General features: G+C 68.3%; 15 protein-coding genes. 8 read left to right on the forward strand and 7 right to left on the reverse strand.

Translation table 11 applies throughout. The features are described from left to right. The first annotated feature begins 168 nt into the window (after positions 1 to 168). Positions 169 to 1,515 (forward strand): YihY/virulence factor BrkB family protein, encoded by a 1,347-nt coding sequence (locus QNM97_RS12395; protein ID WP_283822957.1) that lies wholly within the window; start codon positions 169 to 171, stop codon positions 1,513 to 1,515. 35 nt (positions 1,516 to 1,550) lie between these two features. Here QNM97_RS12395 and QNM97_RS12400 read toward each other — a convergent pair whose 3' ends face one another. Continuing rightward, positions 1,551 to 1,844 carry a DUF3039 domain-containing protein gene (locus QNM97_RS12400; protein ID WP_208791019.1) on the reverse strand — a complete coding sequence of 98 codons (294 nt, stop codon included), beginning with the start codon at positions 1,842 to 1,844 and terminating at the stop codon, positions 1,551 to 1,553. A 134-nt stretch (positions 1,845 to 1,978) separates the two neighbouring features. Between QNM97_RS12400 and QNM97_RS12405 the strand changes: the two genes are divergently transcribed. Continuing rightward, positions 1,979 to 2,422 (forward strand): DUF3099 domain-containing protein, encoded by a 444-nt coding sequence (locus tag QNM97_RS12405; protein WP_283822959.1) that lies wholly within the window; start codon positions 1,979 to 1,981, stop codon positions 2,420 to 2,422. Positions 2,423 to 2,677: 255 nt separating this feature from the next. Then, the gene (locus QNM97_RS12410) at positions 2,678 to 3,616 is read left to right on the forward strand and encodes a sigma-70 family RNA polymerase sigma factor (RefSeq protein WP_231386991.1); all 939 of its coding nucleotides are present in this window, start codon (positions 2,678 to 2,680) and stop codon (positions 3,614 to 3,616) included. 31 nt (positions 3,617 to 3,647) lie between these two features. On the opposite strand, the gene QNM97_RS12415 is transcribed toward QNM97_RS12410, so the two are convergent. Beyond that, the gene (locus tag QNM97_RS12415; RefSeq protein ID WP_502875036.1) at positions 3,648 to 6,584 is read right to left on the reverse strand and encodes a bifunctional acetate--CoA ligase family protein/GNAT family N-acetyltransferase; all 2,937 of its coding nucleotides are present in this window, start codon (positions 6,582 to 6,584) and stop codon (positions 3,648 to 3,650) included. Further along, complete coding sequence (locus QNM97_RS12420; protein WP_208791016.1) at positions 6,577 to 7,821, reverse strand: acetoin utilization protein AcuC; 1,245 nt, start codon at positions 7,819 to 7,821, stop codon at positions 6,577 to 6,579. The genes QNM97_RS12415 and QNM97_RS12420 overlap by 8 nt, the downstream gene beginning before the upstream one ends. A gap of 194 nt (positions 7,822 to 8,015) precedes the next feature. On the opposite strand from QNM97_RS12420, the gene QNM97_RS12425 reads away from it, so the two are divergent. Continuing rightward, positions 8,016 to 8,699 (forward strand): iron-dependent transcriptional repressor DtxR, encoded by a 684-nt coding sequence (locus QNM97_RS12425; protein ID WP_208796141.1) that lies wholly within the window; start codon positions 8,016 to 8,018, stop codon positions 8,697 to 8,699. 84 nt (positions 8,700 to 8,783) lie between these two features. Here QNM97_RS12425 and QNM97_RS12430 read toward each other — a convergent pair whose 3' ends face one another. Both QNM97_RS12430 and QNM97_RS12435 read right to left on the reverse strand, forming a co-directional pair. After that, positions 8,784 to 10,010, reverse strand: a complete 1,227-nt coding sequence (locus QNM97_RS12430; protein WP_283822960.1) for a DUF4192 domain-containing protein — start codon at positions 10,008 to 10,010, stop codon at positions 8,784 to 8,786. Positions 10,011 to 10,158: 148 nt separating this feature from the next. Continuing rightward, a complete protein-coding gene (locus QNM97_RS12435; RefSeq protein ID WP_283822961.1) occupies positions 10,159 to 10,749 on the reverse strand; it encodes a hypothetical protein in 591 nt (196 codons plus the stop codon). Positions 10,750 to 11,143: 394 nt separating this feature from the next. On the opposite strand from QNM97_RS12435, the gene QNM97_RS12440 reads away from it, so the two are divergent. Together QNM97_RS12440 and QNM97_RS12445 are read left to right on the forward strand one after the other, a co-directional pair. Next, positions 11,144 to 12,202: a PAC2 family protein gene (locus tag QNM97_RS12440; RefSeq protein ID WP_283822962.1), complete on the forward strand. Its 1,059-nt coding sequence runs from the start codon at positions 11,144 to 11,146 to the stop codon at positions 12,200 to 12,202. A 44-nt stretch (positions 12,203 to 12,246) separates the two neighbouring features. Then, entirely contained in the window at positions 12,247 to 14,376 is a 2,130-nt protein-coding gene (locus tag QNM97_RS12445) for a DEAD/DEAH box helicase (RefSeq protein ID WP_283822963.1), read from the forward strand. Positions 14,377 to 14,406: 30 nt separating this feature from the next. Here QNM97_RS12445 and QNM97_RS12450 read toward each other — a convergent pair whose 3' ends face one another. Continuing rightward, positions 14,407 to 15,357 (reverse strand): hydrogen peroxide-inducible genes activator, encoded by a 951-nt coding sequence (locus QNM97_RS12450; protein WP_283822964.1) that lies wholly within the window; start codon positions 15,355 to 15,357, stop codon positions 14,407 to 14,409. A gap of 143 nt (positions 15,358 to 15,500) precedes the next feature. Between QNM97_RS12450 and QNM97_RS12455 the strand changes: the two genes are divergently transcribed. After that, on the forward strand, positions 15,501 to 16,088 hold the full coding sequence (locus tag QNM97_RS12455; RefSeq protein WP_283822965.1) for a peroxiredoxin: 588 nt from the start codon (positions 15,501 to 15,503) through the stop codon (positions 16,086 to 16,088). An 11-nt stretch (positions 16,089 to 16,099) separates the two neighbouring features. Continuing rightward, the gene (locus QNM97_RS12460) at positions 16,100 to 16,633 is read left to right on the forward strand and encodes an alkyl hydroperoxide reductase (protein WP_006371162.1); all 534 of its coding nucleotides are present in this window, start codon (positions 16,100 to 16,102) and stop codon (positions 16,631 to 16,633) included. Between the two features lie 126 nt (positions 16,634 to 16,759). Here QNM97_RS12460 and QNM97_RS12465 read toward each other — a convergent pair whose 3' ends face one another. Continuing rightward, complete coding sequence (locus QNM97_RS12465; protein WP_208791011.1) at positions 16,760 to 17,989, reverse strand: aminotransferase family protein; 1,230 nt, start codon at positions 17,987 to 17,989, stop codon at positions 16,760 to 16,762. Positions 17,990 to 18,024 lie beyond the last annotated feature (35 nt).

An 18,024-nucleotide genomic window follows, 5' to 3' on the forward strand; every position in this document is an offset into this window, starting at 1 on the left:
GCACACTGCGATGTCGAGGCGCGGAGCTGCGGCCGAGGTGGGCCGAACCCGCTCAGGAGCCCGCATGCGACACGCGCACTGTGCACGCCGCGGCCATGGTGGCGCACATCACCTTGGCCGATCGTGGATGCTGTAACCATCAGCACCCGACGACGCAACCCCGCTCCGATGACTCCCGACGACGTCACGTCGTCGGGCGCACGTCGTGGCCCGGTCCCCGAGGCGACCGGACGATCGGGCGCCGATCCGGCGCCGGGCGCTCTCCTCCCCCGACCCCCTCGCGCACCGCACCCCGACCGCGGTGAGATCCCGACCGCCCCGCTACACTCGGCGCGCCGCCCGGCACCGTCGTCGGTCGAACTCGACGCACCCGACCCCAACCACCGTGCGCTCGCCGACCCGGGGCACGCCGAGACCGCCCACCCCGGCTCACCCCCACCGGGCGCCGACCCACGGACGGACAAGGAACTCGGTCGCGACGACCCGACCGTCGAACCACCCGAGACCCCGCGGCGGCCGGTGGTGCGCAACATCCCGATCCTGATCTGGCGGACGATCGTGAAGTCCTGGGACGACGGGATCGTGGGCTGGGCCGCGCAGGCCGCGTTCTGGCAGGCGCTGTCGCTGCCTCCCCTGCTCCTCGGACTGCTGGGCAGCGTCGGCTATCTCTCGGGCTGGTTCGGTCCCGACACCGTCGACGTGATCTCCGATCGCATCCTGGCGTTCGCGAACCGCACCTTCTCCCCCAATGTGGTCAACGACCTGATCAAGCCGACCGTCGACAACGTCCTGGGCCGCGGACGGGTCGGGGTCATCTCAGTCGGCTTCATCCTGTCGTTGTGGGCGGGCTCGTCGGCGGTGTCGTGCTTCGTCGCCTCGATCGTGCGGGCCCACGACCAACACGAGGTCCGAAACCCAGTGTGGCAGCGCATCTTCGCGCTGCTGCTCTATCTCGGCTTTCTCATGGTCGCGGTCCCGCTGCTCCCCCTGGTTGCCCTGGGCCCCAACTATCTCCGCGAGATCGTCCCCGAATCCTGGGATCCCATCGTCACCAACGCAATCGATTTCGGGTACTTCCCGTTCGTGGCGCTGCTGCTGATGCTGGTGCTGACCACGCTGTATCACCTGGCACTGCCCAATCCGCTGCCCTGGCATCGCCTGGTGGGCGGCGCGATCGTCGCGGGCATCGTGTTCTGGGTGGCCAGCTACTTCCTGCGTCTGTACCTGGCCGCGATCACCCGGGCCGGGTACACCTACGGCGCACTGGCCACCCCGATCGCCTTCTTGTTGTTCACGTTCTTCCTCGGATTCGCGATCGTGGTCGGCGCCGAGTTCAACGCGGCGGTCCAATCCCTGTGGCCTGCGCGGCCGGCGGTGACCGCGCAAGTCCGGGACTGGGTCCAGCACCAGACCGCCGAGGTGACCGGGCAACTCAAAACGCTGCCCGAACGCCTGTCGACCGGCCCGATCAGTCGACGCAACCGGCCGCGCGGGAATTCATCCGACGATTCGTGACCGATTCCCGATCGCGACCGCCCGCGATCAAGCGGTCATTCCTTGCGCATCCGCTTGTAGATCTTCTTGCACTTCGGGCACACGGGTGAGCCGGGCTTGGCCGATCGGGTCACCGGGAAGGTCTCCCCGCACAGGGCCACGACGTGTGTGCCCATGACCGCGCTCTCGGCGATCTTGTCCTTCTTCACATAGTGGAAGAACTTGGGCCGGTCGTCGTCACCGCGATCGGTGGCGTCGGCGTCGGGGCGTTCGTCGGTGCGGGTGTCGGTCGGTGCATCGGTGTCGATGCGTTCGTCGATGTCGGGCCGCTCAATGGTTTCGGTGGGCATGCCCACCATTGTGCGCCACCGGGGCTCGACCGGGTCACCCCTGCCGGGCCGAATCGAAACGTGACCGCGGCGCGTTTCACCAAACGGACATAACCGACAGTGCGACGGTTCGGGGAAAGTGGGACAGTGGAGTGATGGGTGAGCGCGACGACAACGGTGAGTGGTCGGGGGGCGAGTGGTCGGGGGGCGAGCGGTCCGGGGCCGAGTGGTCCGGGACGGAACGGTCGAAGGCTGATGCGTTCCTCATCACCGGCGCCCCGACGCCGTACGACGAACAACATCGCGCTCGGGTCCGCAAGTACCTGACCCTGATGGCGTTCCGCGTCCCCGCCCTGCTCATCGCCGGCATCGTGTACTCCTCGACCGGTTCGGGCTGGTGGGCACTGGCCATCATCGCGGCGTCGATCCCCCTGCCCTGGGTGGCGGTACTGATCGCCAACGACCGGCCACCCCGCAAGCGCGGGGAGATTCCGCATTACCTGTACGGATCAGATCACTCCGTCGTCGGCCCGGCTCCACTCGGCACCACTGCCCGGACGATCGATTCCACGTCCACCGAGACACCGCCCGGGACCTGAAGCGTGTTCCGCGGATTCACCGATCTCAGCAACTTCTCAGAACCACGGCCCGCGACGTAGGGATATCAGCAGGTCAGCGTGGTGACCGAAAGGTAAGGAACTCCGGCGTCGGGAACTATCGGCGTCGGTGCGGCGTTGGACCCTGCAGAATGCACTCAAGTTCAGGAGGCCGGAATGTCACGCTCCACCGTTGCTCGCTCCACCACCCCCACCACCGATTACTCCGCCGAGCCCACCACCTCCACCCGTCCTGCCATGACAGAGCAGGATCTCGACGCCCAATCGCCCGCCGCCGACCTCGTCCGGGTCTATCTCAACGGCATCGGCCGCACCGCGTTGCTCAATGCCGAGCAGGAGGTCGAGCTCGCCAAGCAGATCGAGGCGGGCCTGTACGCCAAGCATGTCCTGGCCACCCGTAAGCGTTTGAGTGCCGCCAAGAAGCGCGACCTCAACACCGTCGTCCGTGAGGGCGAGGCAGCGCGTGCCCATCTCCTCGAGGCCAACCTGCGACTGGTGGTCTCGCTGGCCAAGCGCTACACCGGTCGCGGTATGCCGTTGCTCGACCTCATCCAGGAGGGCAACCTCGGCCTGATCCGCGCCATGGAGAAGTTCGACTACGCCAAGGGATTCAAGTTCTCGACATATGCCACCTGGTGGATTCGTCAGGCCATCACCCGCGGCATGGCCGATCAGAGCCGCACCATCCGGTTGCCCGTCCATCTCGTGGAGCAGGTCAACAAGATCGCCCGCATCAAGCGCGAGCTGCATCAGCAGCTCGGCCGCGAGGCGACCGACGACGAGCTGGCCAACGAGTCGGGCATTCCCGCCGAGAAGATCGCTGATCTCCTCGACCACAGCCGCGATCCGGTGAGTCTGGACATGCCGGTCGGCAGCGACGAAGAGGCCCCGCTGGGCGACTTCATCGAGGATGCCGAGGCGACCTCGGCCGAGAACGCGGTCATCGCGGGTCTGCTGCACTCGGACGTGCGCGCCGTTCTCGCCACGCTCGACGAGCGTGAACAGCAGGTCATCCGCATGCGCTACGGCCTCGACGACGGCCAACCACGCACGCTCGACCAGATCGGCCGGATGTTCGGACTCTCCCGTGAGCGTGTCCGGCAGATCGAGCGCGAGGTGATGGGCAAGCTGCGTCAGGGCGATCGCGCCGAACGCCTGCGCGCCTACGCCAGCTGACTCGCGGCCGTCCCGGTCAGCTCATTTCGGCCTAGCTGAGCCTCCTCGGTCCGGTGTCCCTCCTCGAGGGCACCGGACCGATGCGTATCCGGGCGTTGAGGATCGCCGCGCCGTCGGGTGAGACCAGGATCGGATCACAGGTGACCTCCCGGATCTCCGGGATGTCCTCGACGAGAGTCGAAATGCGTTGCAGGATCTCAACGAGCGCGGCCTTGTCGGCGGGTCGCTCACCACGGAAGCCGTCGAGCAGCGGCGCCGAGCGAGGCGCATCGATCAGATCGGCGGCGTCCCGATCCGACAATGGCACCGCCCGGTACGCACGGTCGCCGAGAAGTTCGAAGGTGCTGCCGGACAAGCCAAATGAGATCAGCGGCCCGAACGAGGGGTCGTCGCGCATGGTGATGACCGTCCCCACCCCCTTGGGCGCCATCTTCTGCACGTGCAGGACGCCGTCGCCGGTCAGTTCGGTCAGTTCGGCGAATGCCGTCACCACCGCGGTGGGATCGGGGAGATCCAGCCGCGCACCCTCGCGGTCGAGACGCCCGCGCCAGCCCGGCGAGGTGGCCTTGACCGCCACCGGGAAACCCAGTTCGCGCGCGGCGGCGCTCGCCTCGTGCATGGTCCGGACCTCGCGGAACGCCACGACATCGATGCCGTACCAGGTCAGCAGCCGTGCCGCGGCGACCTCGTTCAGCAGCCGGCCGGCCGGCTCGTCACCGAGATCGGGTGCGCGGTCGTCGGACGAGGCGCGCTCCTCCTGCGCGGTCTCGAGGCCTGCCATCTCTTCGCGGACGAACATGCGGGCGGCTTCGGGATCGATATGGGCGGGCCGGATCACGGTCGGCTCGGGTTGGGCGCGCCACCGGGCGTACTGCCACGCGCTGGCAAGTGCGGACGCCGCGCGTTCGGGGCTGCCGTAGGACGGTATCGATCCTCGCTCGGGCAGACCGTTCGGGCCGGGACGCATGAGCCCGGGCGGGATGCCCTCGACCGCCAGGAATGTCGTCACGATGGGCTTGGCCGCATCGGCGTCGGGGGTGTTGGCCGCGGCCATCAGTGCGCGCGCGTGCCAGTCGGCGTCGACCGCCACCGGCGGCACGAACACCACGATGATCGCGTCGACCTGGTCGTCGGCCATCGCCGCGGCCACCGCCGACTCGAACTCCTCCTCCGACGCGCCGGCCCCGATGTCGACGGTGCCGATCACCTCCAGACCACCGTTGCGGGCGGTGTCGGCGGCGAGGCTGCCGAGTACCGAGGAGTTGCCGATGATCCGGGTGCGCGGCCCTCGGGGCAGCGGCTGGTAGGCGAATATCGTTGCGCAGTCGAACAATTCGGGGATGGTGTCGACCTGGATCACGCCGGCCTGCTCGAGCACCATCTGCGCGATGCGGTCGTCGAGGGTGGCCGCGGCCGACCGGGCGGCGCGCACCGCGGTGAGCGCCCCCTTGCCGGATTTGACCGCCACGATCGGCTTGGTTCGCGAGACGCGGCGCGCGATGCGCGAGAACTTCCGCGGGTTACCGAAACTCTCGAGATACAGCAGCACCACATCGGTGGCGGTGTCGGTGTCCCAGTACTGCAACAGGTCGTTGCCGGAGACGTCGGCGCGGTTACCCGCCGAGACAAAGGTCGACAAACCGATCTGCCGCCGCGCGGCGGTGTCGAGGATGGCGATGCCGAGCGCACCGGACTGGCAGAAGAAGCCGACCCGCCCGGCCGCGGGGATACGGGGTGCCAGAGTCGCATTGAGCGCGACCTGTGGGTCGTTGTTGGCGACGCCGAGGGCGTTGGGTCCGACCAAACGCATGCCGTGTTCGCGCACCTGCTCGAGCAGGCGGCGCTCACTCGCCAGACCCTCCTCACCGGCCTCACCGAACCCCGACGACACGATGACCAGGGTGCGTACGCCCTTGACGAGGCAGTCGTCGAGGACGTCGTCGACGACTGCGGCGGGCACGGCCACGACCGCGAGATCCACGGGATCCGGGATGTCGCGCACCGTCTCGTAGGCACGGATACCCCGCACCGACGGCGGGCGCTCACGGTCACGCAGACGCGGATTGCCGTGTGCCACCTGATGGCTCACCGCGCCGTGACCGGTCGCACCGCCGGCGTGCGCCCGCTCGTCGGGGTCTTCGCCGCGATGTCCGGGCCCGTTGACCGGGAACACCGGTCCGGCGAATCCGCCGGCGATGATGTTGGCCAAAAGAGCATTGCCGACCTTCTTCGGATCGGTCGATGCACCGATCACCGCCACCGACATGGGTCGCAACAGATTGGCGACGCTGCGCGCCTCGGAGGCGCGTTCGCGGGCGTTGCGCACCGACAGCAGCGCCTCGGTCGGATCGATGGTGAACTCGACGTGGACCGTCGCGCCGTCGAAGGCTCGCGAGATCTGGTAGCCGGCGTCGCGGAACACCGCGACCATGTTCGGGTTCTCGCTGAGCACCTCCGCCTCGAAACGGGTGAATCCGTTCTCCGCGGCGGCGCCGGCGAGGTGTTCGAGAAGGATCGGCCCCAGCCCGCGCCCCTGATGCGCGTCGGCGACGACGAAGGCAACCTCGGCCGACTCGGGTTTGCCGTCGGCGGCGAGTCCCTCGTAGATGCCGATCGCGATGAACTCACCACCGAGCACGGCAACCAGCGCCACCCGCTGCTGGTGATCGACCGTGGTCATACGCACCACCTCGCGCGGCGGCAGCGTCGGGGTGGGGCCGAAGTACCGCATGTAGCGGGTGCGCTCGCTCAGCCCGGCATGGAACCGGACCACGCGATCGGCGTCATCGGGGACAATCGGCCGCAGATGAACGACGCCGCCGTCCGAGGCCAGGACGTCGGCGATCCAGTGCCGCGGGTAATCCCAGGGCCCACGCGGGACCGGGCCCTCCACGGTGTGCGATCCCGCGGTCGTCTCGGCATCGGCGGCCGGCTGCCCTGCACCGTCGGAGGTGGGTTGCTCAGTCACGCGGATCCTCCGGGTCGAGTCCGTGCAGCGGGAACACCGCCTTGCGAGTGGCCATGATGGCGCGATCGGTCTGTCGCAGCGCCGACTCGTCGATACCGGGCGGTGCTTCCTGACCGGCGTCGCCGTCCCAGGCGACATAGCCGACGTCGCCGTCGTCGCTCATGGTGCCGACCGGTGCCGCCGAATACTCCGAGTAGATCGTGCCTGCCACCTCGGTGGCGGTCTCGCACCACTGCTCACCGATGGTGGTCTCGACGGGAATGTCGCGGTCGAGGACCACACCGAGGAGGTGTGTCCAACTGCGCGGCACCACGTTGACCACGCCGTATCCCCCGCCACCGACGGCGATCCACCGTCCCTCACAGTACTTTTCGGCGAGGTCACGCATCGCGATCATCGCCGCACGCTGCCCGTCGACGGTCAGTGCCAGATCGGTCAGCGGGTCGGCGCGGTGGCTGTCCGCGCCACATTGGCTGATCAGGATCTGTGGCGCGAACTCGGCGATCATCGACGGCACCACCGCATGAAAACCCCTCAGCCACAATCGATCCGGGGTATTCGGCATGAACGGGAGATTCACCGCGGTGCCGTGCGCGTCGTCCTCGCCGATCTCGGTCGGCCAACCGGTGCCGGGCCACAGGGTGGCCGGATGCTGATGGAGGGAGATGGTCATGACCCGTGGGTCGGCGACGAACTCGGCCTGCACCCCGTCACCGTGATGGGCGTCGATGTCGATGTAGGCGATGCGGTCGTAGCCGTGGTCGAGCAACCACCGGATGGCGACCGAGCAGTCGTTGTAGATGCAGAATCCCGCGGCGCGGGACCGCATGGCATGGTGCATGCCGCCGCCGATGTTGACTGCCCGGCGCACCGATCCCGACGCGACGGCCTGCGCGGCGGCGAGCGTCCCCCCGACGAGCAGACGAGCGGCTTCGTGCATGCCGTCGAAGACCGGGTTGTCGGCGTCCCCGAGCCCGAACAGCCGCGCCAGCAGCGGCCCGGACAACGACGCGGTGCCCGATCCGACGGCCCGCACCGCGTCGATGTAGTCGCGGGAGTGCACCGGGATCAGCGCGTCGTCGTCGATCTGCAGCGGGTCGGCGAGGTCGACGTCGTCGAGTACCCCGAGACTGCGCGCCAACGACATCGTCAGCGCCAGACGCACGGGGTTCATCGGATGGGAATGCGCCCATCGGTAGGACAGGAAGTCCTCACTCCAGATCACCGCTGCACTCATCGAGGACTCCACTGACTCGGCACGGATTCAGGCTAGTGGGTCCGAGGCCCGCCCGGTGCGGATCGGCGCGCGGGCGACGTTGCTCACACCGAGGACCCGATGGCGCCACGCGGATGTGCCGGGGGCCACGACGACATCGACCGATGCCGGTGCTGGTCAAGGTACCCTTGGTGACGACGAAGGGACTGCGGACAGTGAACGATCTGGTTGATACCACCGAGATGTACCTGCGGACGATCTACGACCTCGAAGAAGAGGGGATCGTCCCACTGCGTGCTCGTATCGCCGAGCGTCTCGATCAGAGCGGACCGACGGTGTCACAGACGGTGGCGCGCATGGAACGCGACGGGCTCTTGCGGGTCGCGGGCGACCGTCACCTCGAGCTGACCGACAAGGGCCGCGGTCTCGCGATCGCCGTCATGCGCAAGCATCGGTTGGCCGAGCGACTTCTCGTCGACGTCATCGGGATGCCCTGGGATCAGGTTCACGATGAGGCCTGCCGCTGGGAGCACGTGATGAGCGAGAACGTCGAACGACGCCTGCTGGCCGTTCTCGACAACCCCACCACCTCGCCGTACGGGAACCCGATCCCCGGGCTCGAGGCGCTCGGTGCGGAGGCCACGACCACCATCGACGCCGCCACCCGGCTCTCCGATCTCCCGCAGGGCGATCCGGTCGCGGTGATCGTTCGCCGCGTCGCCGAGCACGCCCAGTCCGATCGCGAGCTGATCTCCGACCTCCGCGAGGCCGGCATCGTCCCCAACGCCCGCGTGACGGTGACCTGCAGCCCGCAGCGCGTCGAGGTCGACACCCCGGGCCACGAGGGCCTGGTCCTCTCCGCGGAGATGGCGCACTCGATCTTCGTCGAGAAGGTCTGAGCGAGACTCCCTGACCGACGGCGACGCGCACCACCTCGCCGTTCGGGCGACACTGTGGGGTCACGGTTCGGCGGGCCCGGCCGGTCAGCCGACGGCACGAAGCGTGGCTCGCGGGATCACCACCCCGAGATCGGTGGCGATGCCGTAGGACTCGTCGATCATGTCCCAGAGGATCGAGGGTGTCGCACCGCCGCGCAGCGCCTGGTCGAGCAGAGTCGCCAGCTTCCACCCGGGGTCGGCCGCCAGGGCGCAGTCGAGTGCGACACCCGCGAACGCCCCCTCGCCGCCGATGTAGTGGAGATGCGCGAGAAGCGTTGCGGCGCTGGCACGCCCGGTACCGCGCAAGCGGCGCGTGAGAGTTCGCCACAGGTTTTCCGCATCGGCTCTCAGATCGGTGACCGCGCAGGCGAGTGCGGCGTCGCGGACCGGAAGCGTGGTGATCGCGCGGTGCAGCAACGTCATGGTCGCGCAGTCCGGCACGCCCGGCGCCTGCATCGCATGAAGAACGGCCCGTAGCAGTTCGGCGTTTCGCCCATCCCGGGGTTCGGTGTCACCGTGGGGTTCGATGTCACCGTGGGGTTCGATGCCAACCAGAGCCGGACGGCTCGACCGCTCGCCTCGCGGTGGTGCCAACCGCAGCTCGGTTCGCGCCGAAACCGGCTGTCCCGCAACGAATTCGGTATCAATCAGGGAATCGCCGCTCGGGGAATCGCCGCTCGGGAAGTCACAGTTCGGGGAGTCACAGTGCGGCAGCGGGGTGAGCATCGCGGCGATCTCACCGCGATCGCCGAGTATCCGACGCCCCGTCGACACCGCCTCGGCGACGGCGGTCGGCGAGGTGTAGGGATCGGCCATGGTGCCGCCGGCCGGTCGGCCGCCCACGCCGGCTGCCGTGGGGCCGGTACCGCGTCTCCAGATCAGTTGCCACGGCGCGTGCCGCTCGAAGGCAGTGACGACGAAACCCTGTGCGAGACCGCCGGATTCGGAGAGGCAATCATCGGCCAGGGAGAACACCCGGCGGTAACGCTCATCGTGGGGCGAATATCGGTCGTCGGCGATCACCGCGACCACCGGTCCCCCTCCGTGTCGGCGCACGATGTGCCCGAGACTCTCGGCGACGACGAGGAGTTCGTCGGCGGCACACCCGTCGGGCGTCAGCGACAGGTCGAAGCGCATCGCGACCCGCACACTGTTCGGGGACCGGAGGACGACGACGATCAGCGAGCGGGTCGGGATGAATCCGAGTAGCGCGGGGACCGCGCTGAGCAAGGTGGTCGCATCGATGGGCGAGGGAGGTGTGTGTGGCGTCATGCGCTGATCGTGGTCGCCGGTCCTGCCCCGTCCGCGTCGGTCGGGACCGTGCCGGACCGGCAATCCCCCGATCAACACTCGTCCACAGCCGCCGACACGAACTTCCGTCAGGACTCCGGTCTGCACGCACTCCGGTCACGCACTTTGGTCAGAAGGCAGCAGCCACCGCTGTGGTGAACAGCGCGTCGAGATCCTGGGCGGCCGTCGGGTCGATGGCGCCCGCACCGGGCCATCGGTACTGCGCGTACACGCGGACGTCGCCGCGTTGTCCGAGCAACGTCAGACTGCTCGTGGCGTCGGAATGGGTGATGTCGCCGGTGAACACGGTCCGGTGCAGGGCGGCGGTACCGACGCCGGAAGGTGCCGGCGGGGCCGGTTGGATGCGGGTCGCCACGATGCTGCCGGCCTGCTGCCCACCGGTCCGGGTCTCCGGGCATCGACCGGCCTGTGCGAGCAGTGCGGCCAGCCCGTCGTGCACGCGGGCGATCGCCGAGGTGTAGGACGTGGATCCCGCGGCCACGATCACCGAGGTGACGACGGCGCCTGCGGCCGACGGAGCCGGGGGTGCACAGTCGGCCGGGTAGGCCACGGCCGGATCGTTACCACTGACTCCGGCCAGGGCGAACGGCACCGCCGTGTCGGGAACCCGCGTAGCACCCGGGACCGGGAAGTCGGCGGGGAGTACCGCGCGAGCCGAGAGATCGGCCGCCGAATTGCCCACCGCCTGACCATCGGTCATACAGCCGGCGAGCAGCACTGCCGCACACAGTGATATACCCAGCAGCCGGGGCGTCCGACCGGGCACACGGGTATACCGGTTCAGTGATCGGGGGCGCGCTCGACCCGGGGGTCTCGGCGTCGGGGCACGCAGGGGCGTCATGGGTTCCCGCGATGGGTCGTCAGGGGAATCGTCATCATGGGGATCACTGTGCCACTCGGCGCGTGGGGTGCGGCGCACCTTCCGGCGGGAATCGCCGCCGGATGGCGATGGTTGTAGTGGCCGAGACGGTGCGAGAACCGTCTGCGATACGGCGCCGAGCTGCGGAATTGGTCTGCGGCGGCGCATATGCGAGACAATTGTGGTTCCTGCCCACGCTCACCTGGGGCGACGGGCCACATCGAGGAGGATTGACATGGACGAGCGGACCGCCGATGACGGCTCGCGCGACGATGCCTCGCGCGGTGAGGGCTCGCTGTACGAGCTGGCCTTCCCCGCGCCCGCCATGGGACGCCATGACACGGGTCCGGTACTGATCCACGCTCTCGACGGGTTCGCCGACGCAGGTCATGCGGTGGCTCTGGCGGCAGCTCATCTGCGCAACAGCCTGGAGTCCGATTTGGTGGCGACCTTCGACACCGATGAGCTGATGGATTACCGCTCCCGTCGCCCGATGGTCGATTTCAGCGGGGAGACCTTCACCGGTGTGGCGATGCCGACGCTGACCCTGCATGCCGTCCGCGACGCCAACGACCGCCCGTTCCTGCTGCTGTCCGGCTCGGAGCCGGACTTGCGGTGGGAGAAGTTCACCGAGGCCGTGCGGCGATTGGCCGACCGTTTCGGCGTCACCGACGTCGTCGGGCTCAACGCGATCCCGATGGCCGTTCCACACACCCGACCGGCCTCGATCACCGCCCACGGCAGCGATCCCGACATCCTCGGCGACCTGCCACGATGGGGTACCGCGATGAAACTGCCGGCCAGCGCCTCGATGCTGCTCGAACTGCGGCTGGGGCAGGGTGGTCGCCGGGCCTCGGGCCTGTCAGTGCACGTTCCGCATTATCTGTCGCAGACCGACTACCCCGCTGCCGCGTCGCGGCTGTTGTCGGCGGTGACGGCGATCACCGGCCTCGATCTGCCGGTCGCCGCGCTCGACACGGCCGCGGAGAAGGTTCGTGAGCAAGTCGACACCGAGGTCTCGGGCAACGCCGAGATCGAGACGGTGGTGACGGCGCTCGAGCAGCAATACGACGCATTCCAGCAGGCACAGACCGAACGGGCGTCGCTGCTGGCCACCGAGGAATCCTTGCCCAGTGGCGACGAACTCGGCGCCGAGCTCGAACGCTTCCTCGCGGACCTGCATCAGGGTGGCGACGATCAGCCGGACGACGGTAATCCGTACGGCAGCGGCGATCAGCACGGCAACGGCGACGATCCCGACGACGGCAGCGGTGGTCGGCCATTTCCGATCTGAGCCGACCCGATCCGGGCGACGCCGCCCGGATCGGCGACCCGGATGTGTCCTCACCGTCCTCTGCACCCCCGACCCCGGCCCCCCTGTCCCCCACCGCCGATGAGGACACCGCCTTCGAGGAGTTCACCAACTGGTGGGCGGGACGCGGCATCGCGTTCTACCCGCATCAGGAGGACGCCCTGCTCGAGTTGGTGTCGGGCAACAACGTCATCCTCGCCACACCGACCGGGTCGGGGAAGTCGCTGGTGGCCTCCGGCGCGATCCACTTCGCCCGCTGCCGCGGTCGGCGCGCCTTCTACACCGCCCCGATCAAGGCGCTGGTGAGCGAGAAGTTCTTCGACCTGTGCGAGCAGTTCGGCGCCGAGAATGTCGGGTTGCTGACCGGCGACGCCGCGGTCAACGCCGACGCCCCCATCATCTGCGCGACCGCCGAGATCGTCGCCAATCTCGCGCTGCGCGACGGCCCCGACAGCGACATCGGGGTGCTCGTCGCCGACGAGTTCCACTTCTACGGCGAACGCGACCGGGGCTGGGCGTGGCAGGTTCCAATCATCGAACTCCCCCACACGCAGTTCCTGCTGATGTCGGCGACGTTGGGCGATGTCACCTTCTTCGTCGACGACCTGCGCCGCCGGACCGGGCGGGACACGGTCGCCATCACCGGGACCCAGCGCCCGGTGCCGCTGGAGTACGCGTATGCGATGACGCCGATCCACGAGACCATCGAGGACCTCATCGACCGCGGCCGGGCCCCGATCTACGTCGTGCACTTCACCCAGGCCGCTGCGGTCGAGCGGGCTCAGGCACTGTTGTCGGCGCGGATCTGCGACAAGTCCGAACGCGCCGAGATCGCGGACGCCATCGGCGATTTCCGGTTCTCCACCGGGTTCGGCTCCACCCTGTCCAAGCTGTTGCGGGCCGGGATCGGGGTGCATCACGCGGGCATGCTGCCCAGATACCGGCGTCTCGTCGAACGTCTGGCCCAGCGCGGTCTCCTCAAGGTCGTGGCGGGCACCGACACACTCGGGGTCGGAATCAACGTCCCGATCCGGACCGTGCTGTTCGCCGGCCTCAGCAAGTACGACGGCACCCGGGTACGACGATTGCGGGCCAGGGAGTTCCACCAGATCGCCGGACGCGCCGGCCGCGCCGGATTCGACACGATCGGTTACGTGGTCGCCCAGGCGCCCGAACACGACGTGGAGAACGCGCGGGCGGTCGGCAAGGCCGGCGACGACCCGAAGAAACTCCGCAAGATCGTCCGCAAGAAGCCACCGGAGGGATTCGTCTCCTGGGGCGAGAAGACCTTCCTGCAACTCGCCGAGGCCCCCGACGAGCCGCTGCGCTCCCATTTCCAGATGACCACCGCGATGCTCATGGAGGTCCTCGGCCGGCCCGGTGACTGCTTCGCGGCCACACGCCACCTCCTCGAGGACAACCACGAGCCGCGCGACCGACAGCTTCGCCACATCCGGCACACCATCGCGCTCTACCGCGATCTGCGCAACGCCGGCATCGTCGTCCAACTCGACCGGCCCGACGCCGACGGCAGACACGTGGCGCTGTCGGTGGACATGCCGGAGAACTTCGCCCTGACCAATCCGTTGTCCGCGTTCGCGCTCGCCGCCTTCGAACTCCTCGACCCGGACTCGACGACCTACGCCCTCGACGTGGTCTCGATCCTCGAGTCGACACTCGAGGATCCGCGTCCGTTGTTGCTCGCGCAACGCAAACTCGCCCGCGACGCCGCGATCGCGGAGATGAAAGCCGACGGCATCGACTACGAGGAGCGGATGTCAAGGCTGGAGGAGATCACCTGGCCCCGGCCCCTTGCCGAGGAGATCGCCTACGCCTTCGACGTCTATCGGCGGGGCCATCCGTGGGTGTCGTCGTTCCCCCCGAAGCCGAAGTCGGTTCTGCGCGAGATGCTCGAACGGGCGATGACCTTCACCGAGCTGATCTCCGCCTATGGCCTCGCCCGCAGCGAGGGCATCGTGCTGCGCTATCTCTCGGACTGCTATCGCGCCCTGCGACAAGGACTTCCGCTCGCCGTGGCGACCGAGGAGATCGAGGACATCACCGATCGCGTCGGTGCGATGATCCGCGACGTCGACTCCAGCCTGCTCGACGAATGGGAAGAGCTCGCCCAGGCCGTGGCGACGACGCAGGCCTGACCGACGAACCAGGCGTGAGCGCAGCCTCTTTCAGACGGCGACCGCAGGCGCGCAGATCCGCACCGGCGCGATCTCCTCGACCAGTCCGGCGATCACCGCGGCCAGCCGCCGATACGGTTCGTCGCGGCCCGACGACGCCCGATAGACCAACCCGATCCGCCGTCCCGGGCGTGGGGCGATGAACCGCGCGATTGCCAGTTCGCCTGCCGCCGTTTCCGATTCGATCGCGGTCTCGGGGATCAACGTGACACCCAGCCCGCCCTCGACACATTGCACCGCGGTGGCCAGCGACGCCGCGCGGGTGTGCCCGAGGTCAGGCGAGACTCCGGCCAGCCGACATACCTCGAGGGCCTGATCACGCAGGCAATGCCCCTCGTCGAGCAACAGCATCGGAAGGTCGGCGAGGGTGCTCGGGTCGACGCGTTTGCGGCCTGCGAGTGCATGGCCGACGGGCAGGGCGAGCACGAAATCCTCGTCATACATCGGGATCTCGGCGATGCCGGCGGCGTCTGCGGGCAGGGCCAGGACCGCCACGTCCAGCGAGCCCTCGCGCAACGCGGTGAGCAGACGCGCGGTCTGATCCTCGACCACCCGAAGTTCGAGGTCGGGTACTCGGGCCGGCAACCCCCGCAGCATCCGCGGCAGGATGTAGGGCGCGACCGTGGGGATCACCCCGAGGCGTACCGCACCGGAGAGCGGATCGTCGGCACCGGCCGCCGCGGACAGGAAGTCGTCGGCGGCGTCGGTCACCGCGATCGCCTTGGGGAGCAGGGTCTGCCCCTCCGGCGTCAAGAAGACACGCCGGGTGGTGCGCTCGATGAGTTTACGTTCGAGACCCGCCTCCAGCGCGGCCAGCGCCTGGGATAACGACGGCTGGCTGATCCCCAATTCGGTTGCTGCCGAACCAAAGTGGCGCCTACGTGCGAGCGTGACGAAGGCTCGCAGACCGGCCAGCGACGGCTGATAAGTTTTATCGGGCATGCCTATCAGTGTAGTGCTAATCATCACGTTTCGCTTTCACCGATTCCCGAGCACAATGGTCGGTGCGAAGCATTATCGGTACTGCCGTGCCGATCCGTCCGGATCGCCGGCGCCCGCGCGACAAGAAGGAGAGATTGCACACCATGGCTCTGCTCACGATCGGCGATCAGTTCCCCGCCTACAACCTCACCGCTGTGATCGGCGGCGACCTGTCGAAGGTCGACGCCCAGCAGCCCGACGATTACTTCACCCAGATCTCCAGCGACGATCATCCCGGCAAGTGGCGGATCGTCTTCTTCTGGCCGAAGGACTTCACCTTCGTGTGCCCGACCGAGATCGCCGCCTTCGGCAAGCTCAACGACGAGTTCGCCGACCGTGACGCGCAGGTGCTCGGCGCCTCAGTGGACAACGAGTTCGTCCACTTCCAGTGGCGCGCCCAGCACGAGGACCTCAAGACCCTGCCCTTCCCGATGCTGAGCGACCTCAAGCGCGAACTGGCCACCGCGGCAGGTGTTCTCAACGCCGATGGCGTTGCCGACCGCGCCACCTTCATCGTCGATCCGAACAACGAGATCCAGTTCGTCTCGGTCACCGCGGGTTCGGTGGGTCGTAACGTCGACGAGGTGCTCCGCGTCCTCGACGCCCTGCAGTCCGACGAACTGTGCGCATGCAACTGGCGCAAGGGCGACCCCACCATCAACGCAGGCGAACTGCTGACCGCCAGCGTCTGAGAGGAGCACGCATGAGCATCGACAACCTCAAAGAAGCCCTCCCCGAGTACGCCAAGGACCTCAAGCTCAACCTCGGTTCGATCAGCCGCACCACGGCACTGAACGAGGAGCAGCTGTGGGGCACCCTGCTCGCGACCGCCGCCGCGACGCGAAATGCCAAGGTGCTGGCCGAGATCGGTGAGGAAGCCGCCGACACGCTGTCCGCGGAGGCCTACAACGCCGCCCTGGGCGCCGCGTCGATCATGGGGATGAACAACGTCTTCTACCGCGGTCGTGGATTCCTCGGCGGCAAGTACGACGACCTTCGTCCCGGTCTGCGGATGAACATCATCGGCAATCCCGGCGTCGACAAGGCCAACTTCGAGTTGTGGTCGTTCGCGGTCAGCTCGATCAACGGCTGCGAGCACTGCGTGGGCGCGCACGAGGCCACCCTGCGCGAGGCGGGCGTCGACCGCGAGGCGATCTTCGAAGCACTCAAGGTCGCCTCGATCGTGGCCGGTGTCGGCCAGGCGATCGCCACCACCGAAGTGCTCAGCGGCGTCTGATCGGCTTGTGACAGCCCCACTGTGACAGACGATGTCGGGCCCGGTGTCTGCGTGAGAGCAGGCACCGGACCCGAGTCGTCGACGGCGTGCGCGCTCCGAACTGCGCGCAGCGACGCGCGCTGAGACTCAGCTCAGTGCGTCGCCGATGCGGCTCGCGAGGTCGCCGACCTCAGCGGTGCTCATCACGAAGGCCGGGGAGATCTGCAGGGCACCCTGTCCGGCGGCGCGTCCGCTGACCCCGTGACGGCGCATGGCCGCCACCGCGTCCTGGGCACGCGCGGGATCAGCGAGCTGGACAGCGCTGACCGCTCCCAACCCGGTGCGGACCTCACTCACGGCGTCCAGATCGGCGAGCGGGCTCAGCGCCGTCGCCAGATCAGTCTCCAGACGGGTCGCCTCGGCGAGCAATCCCTCGCGTTCGATGATGTCGAGGTTGGCCATCGCCGCCGCCGCGGCACCGGCGTGACCGCCATAGGTGTAGCCGTGCCGCCACCAGACGCCGCCGGCGTAGAACGGCTCGGCGATCCGCGGCGCGACGAAGACCGCGCCCATCGGCACATACCCCGACGTCAGTCCCTTGGCGGTGGTCATCAGATCCGGCTGCAGGTCGAACCGCGACGACGCGAACCAGCTGTCGCCACCGATGCGGCCGAAACCGGTGACCACCTCGTCGGCGACGAACAGGACGTCATGGTCACGGCAGATCTGGCGCACCTCGGCGAGATAGCCCTCGGGCGGCAGATACACCCCGCCCGCACCGATGATCGGTTCGCAGAAGAAGGCGGCCACCCGATCGGCGCCGACCCGTTCGATGAGCCCGAGCAGACTCTTGGCGTCGTCCCAGCCGACCGACTCCGCGTCGGGCATGAGTTGCCCATAGCCGTCGTGGTTGGCCGGGATCCCGGCCAGCGAGGTACCCGCGACATGCATGCCGTGATAGGCCTTGGTGCGACCGACGAGCAAGGTCTTCTCCGGCTTGCCGACCTCGGTCCAATACCGACGTGCCAGTTTGGCCGCGGTGTCGACGGAATCGCTGCCGCCGGAGGTGAAGAAGATCTTGCTGCCGGGCACCGGTGCCAGCGCCGCGAGCCGATCGGCGAGGGTGTCGGTGACATCGGCGGTGAGATCACCGAACCCGGAGTAGTGGGCCAGCGTCGCCAACTGTGCACGCACCGCGTCGGCGATCTCGGTGCGCCCGTGACCGACGTTGGTGAACCACAGTCCCGCCGTGGCGTCGAGATAGGAGTTGCCCTGCGCATCCCAGATGCGCGCACCCTCGCCGCGGGTGACGACGAACGGACCGTTGGTGCTCACCGAACCCATGTCGGCGAAGCCATGCCACAGCGAACCAGCCATGGTCACCATGATGCCGGTCGGCTCCGGCCACGCGA

The organism is Gordonia sp. L191 (assembly GCF_030077625.1).
Classification (GTDB): domain Bacteria; phylum Actinomycetota; class Actinomycetes; order Mycobacteriales; family Mycobacteriaceae; genus Gordonia; species Gordonia polyisoprenivorans_A.

Excerpts from the sequence above, each read along its gene's own strand:
- QNM97_RS12410 (WP_231386991.1), top strand. The coding sequence starts at position 2,678 with ATGACAGAGCAGGATCTCGACGCCCAATCGCCCGCCGCCGACCTCGTC.
- QNM97_RS12440 (WP_283822962.1), top strand. The coding sequence starts at position 11,144 with ATGGACGAGCGGACCGCCGATGACGGCTCGCGCGACGATGCCTCGCGC.
- QNM97_RS12405 (WP_283822959.1), top strand. The coding sequence starts at position 1,979 with ATGGGTGAGCGCGACGACAACGGTGAGTGGTCGGGGGGCGAGTGGTCG.
- QNM97_RS12460 (WP_006371162.1), top strand. The coding sequence starts at position 16,100 with ATGAGCATCGACAACCTCAAAGAAGCCCTCCCCGAGTACGCCAAGGAC.
- QNM97_RS12465 (WP_208791011.1), bottom strand. The coding sequence starts at position 17,989 with ATGGCTGGTTCGCTGTGGCATGGCTTCGCCGACATGGGTTCGGTGAGC.
- QNM97_RS12400 (WP_208791019.1), bottom strand. The coding sequence starts at position 1,844 with ATGCCCACCGAAACCATTGAGCGGCCCGACATCGACGAACGCATCGAC.
- QNM97_RS12430 (WP_283822960.1), bottom strand. The coding sequence starts at position 10,010 with ATGACGCCACACACACCTCCCTCGCCCATCGATGCGACCACCTTGCTC.
- QNM97_RS12420 (WP_208791016.1), bottom strand. The coding sequence starts at position 7,821 with ATGAGTGCAGCGGTGATCTGGAGTGAGGACTTCCTGTCCTACCGATGG.
- QNM97_RS12455 (WP_283822965.1), top strand. The coding sequence starts at position 15,501 with ATGGCTCTGCTCACGATCGGCGATCAGTTCCCCGCCTACAACCTCACC.
- QNM97_RS12435 (WP_283822961.1), bottom strand. The coding sequence starts at position 10,749 with ATGACCGATGGTCAGGCGGTGGGCAATTCGGCGGCCGATCTCTCGGCT.
- QNM97_RS12395 (WP_283822957.1), top strand. The coding sequence starts at position 169 with ATGACTCCCGACGACGTCACGTCGTCGGGCGCACGTCGTGGCCCGGTC.
- QNM97_RS12450 (WP_283822964.1), bottom strand. The coding sequence starts at position 15,357 with ATGCCCGATAAAACTTATCAGCCGTCGCTGGCCGGTCTGCGAGCCTTC.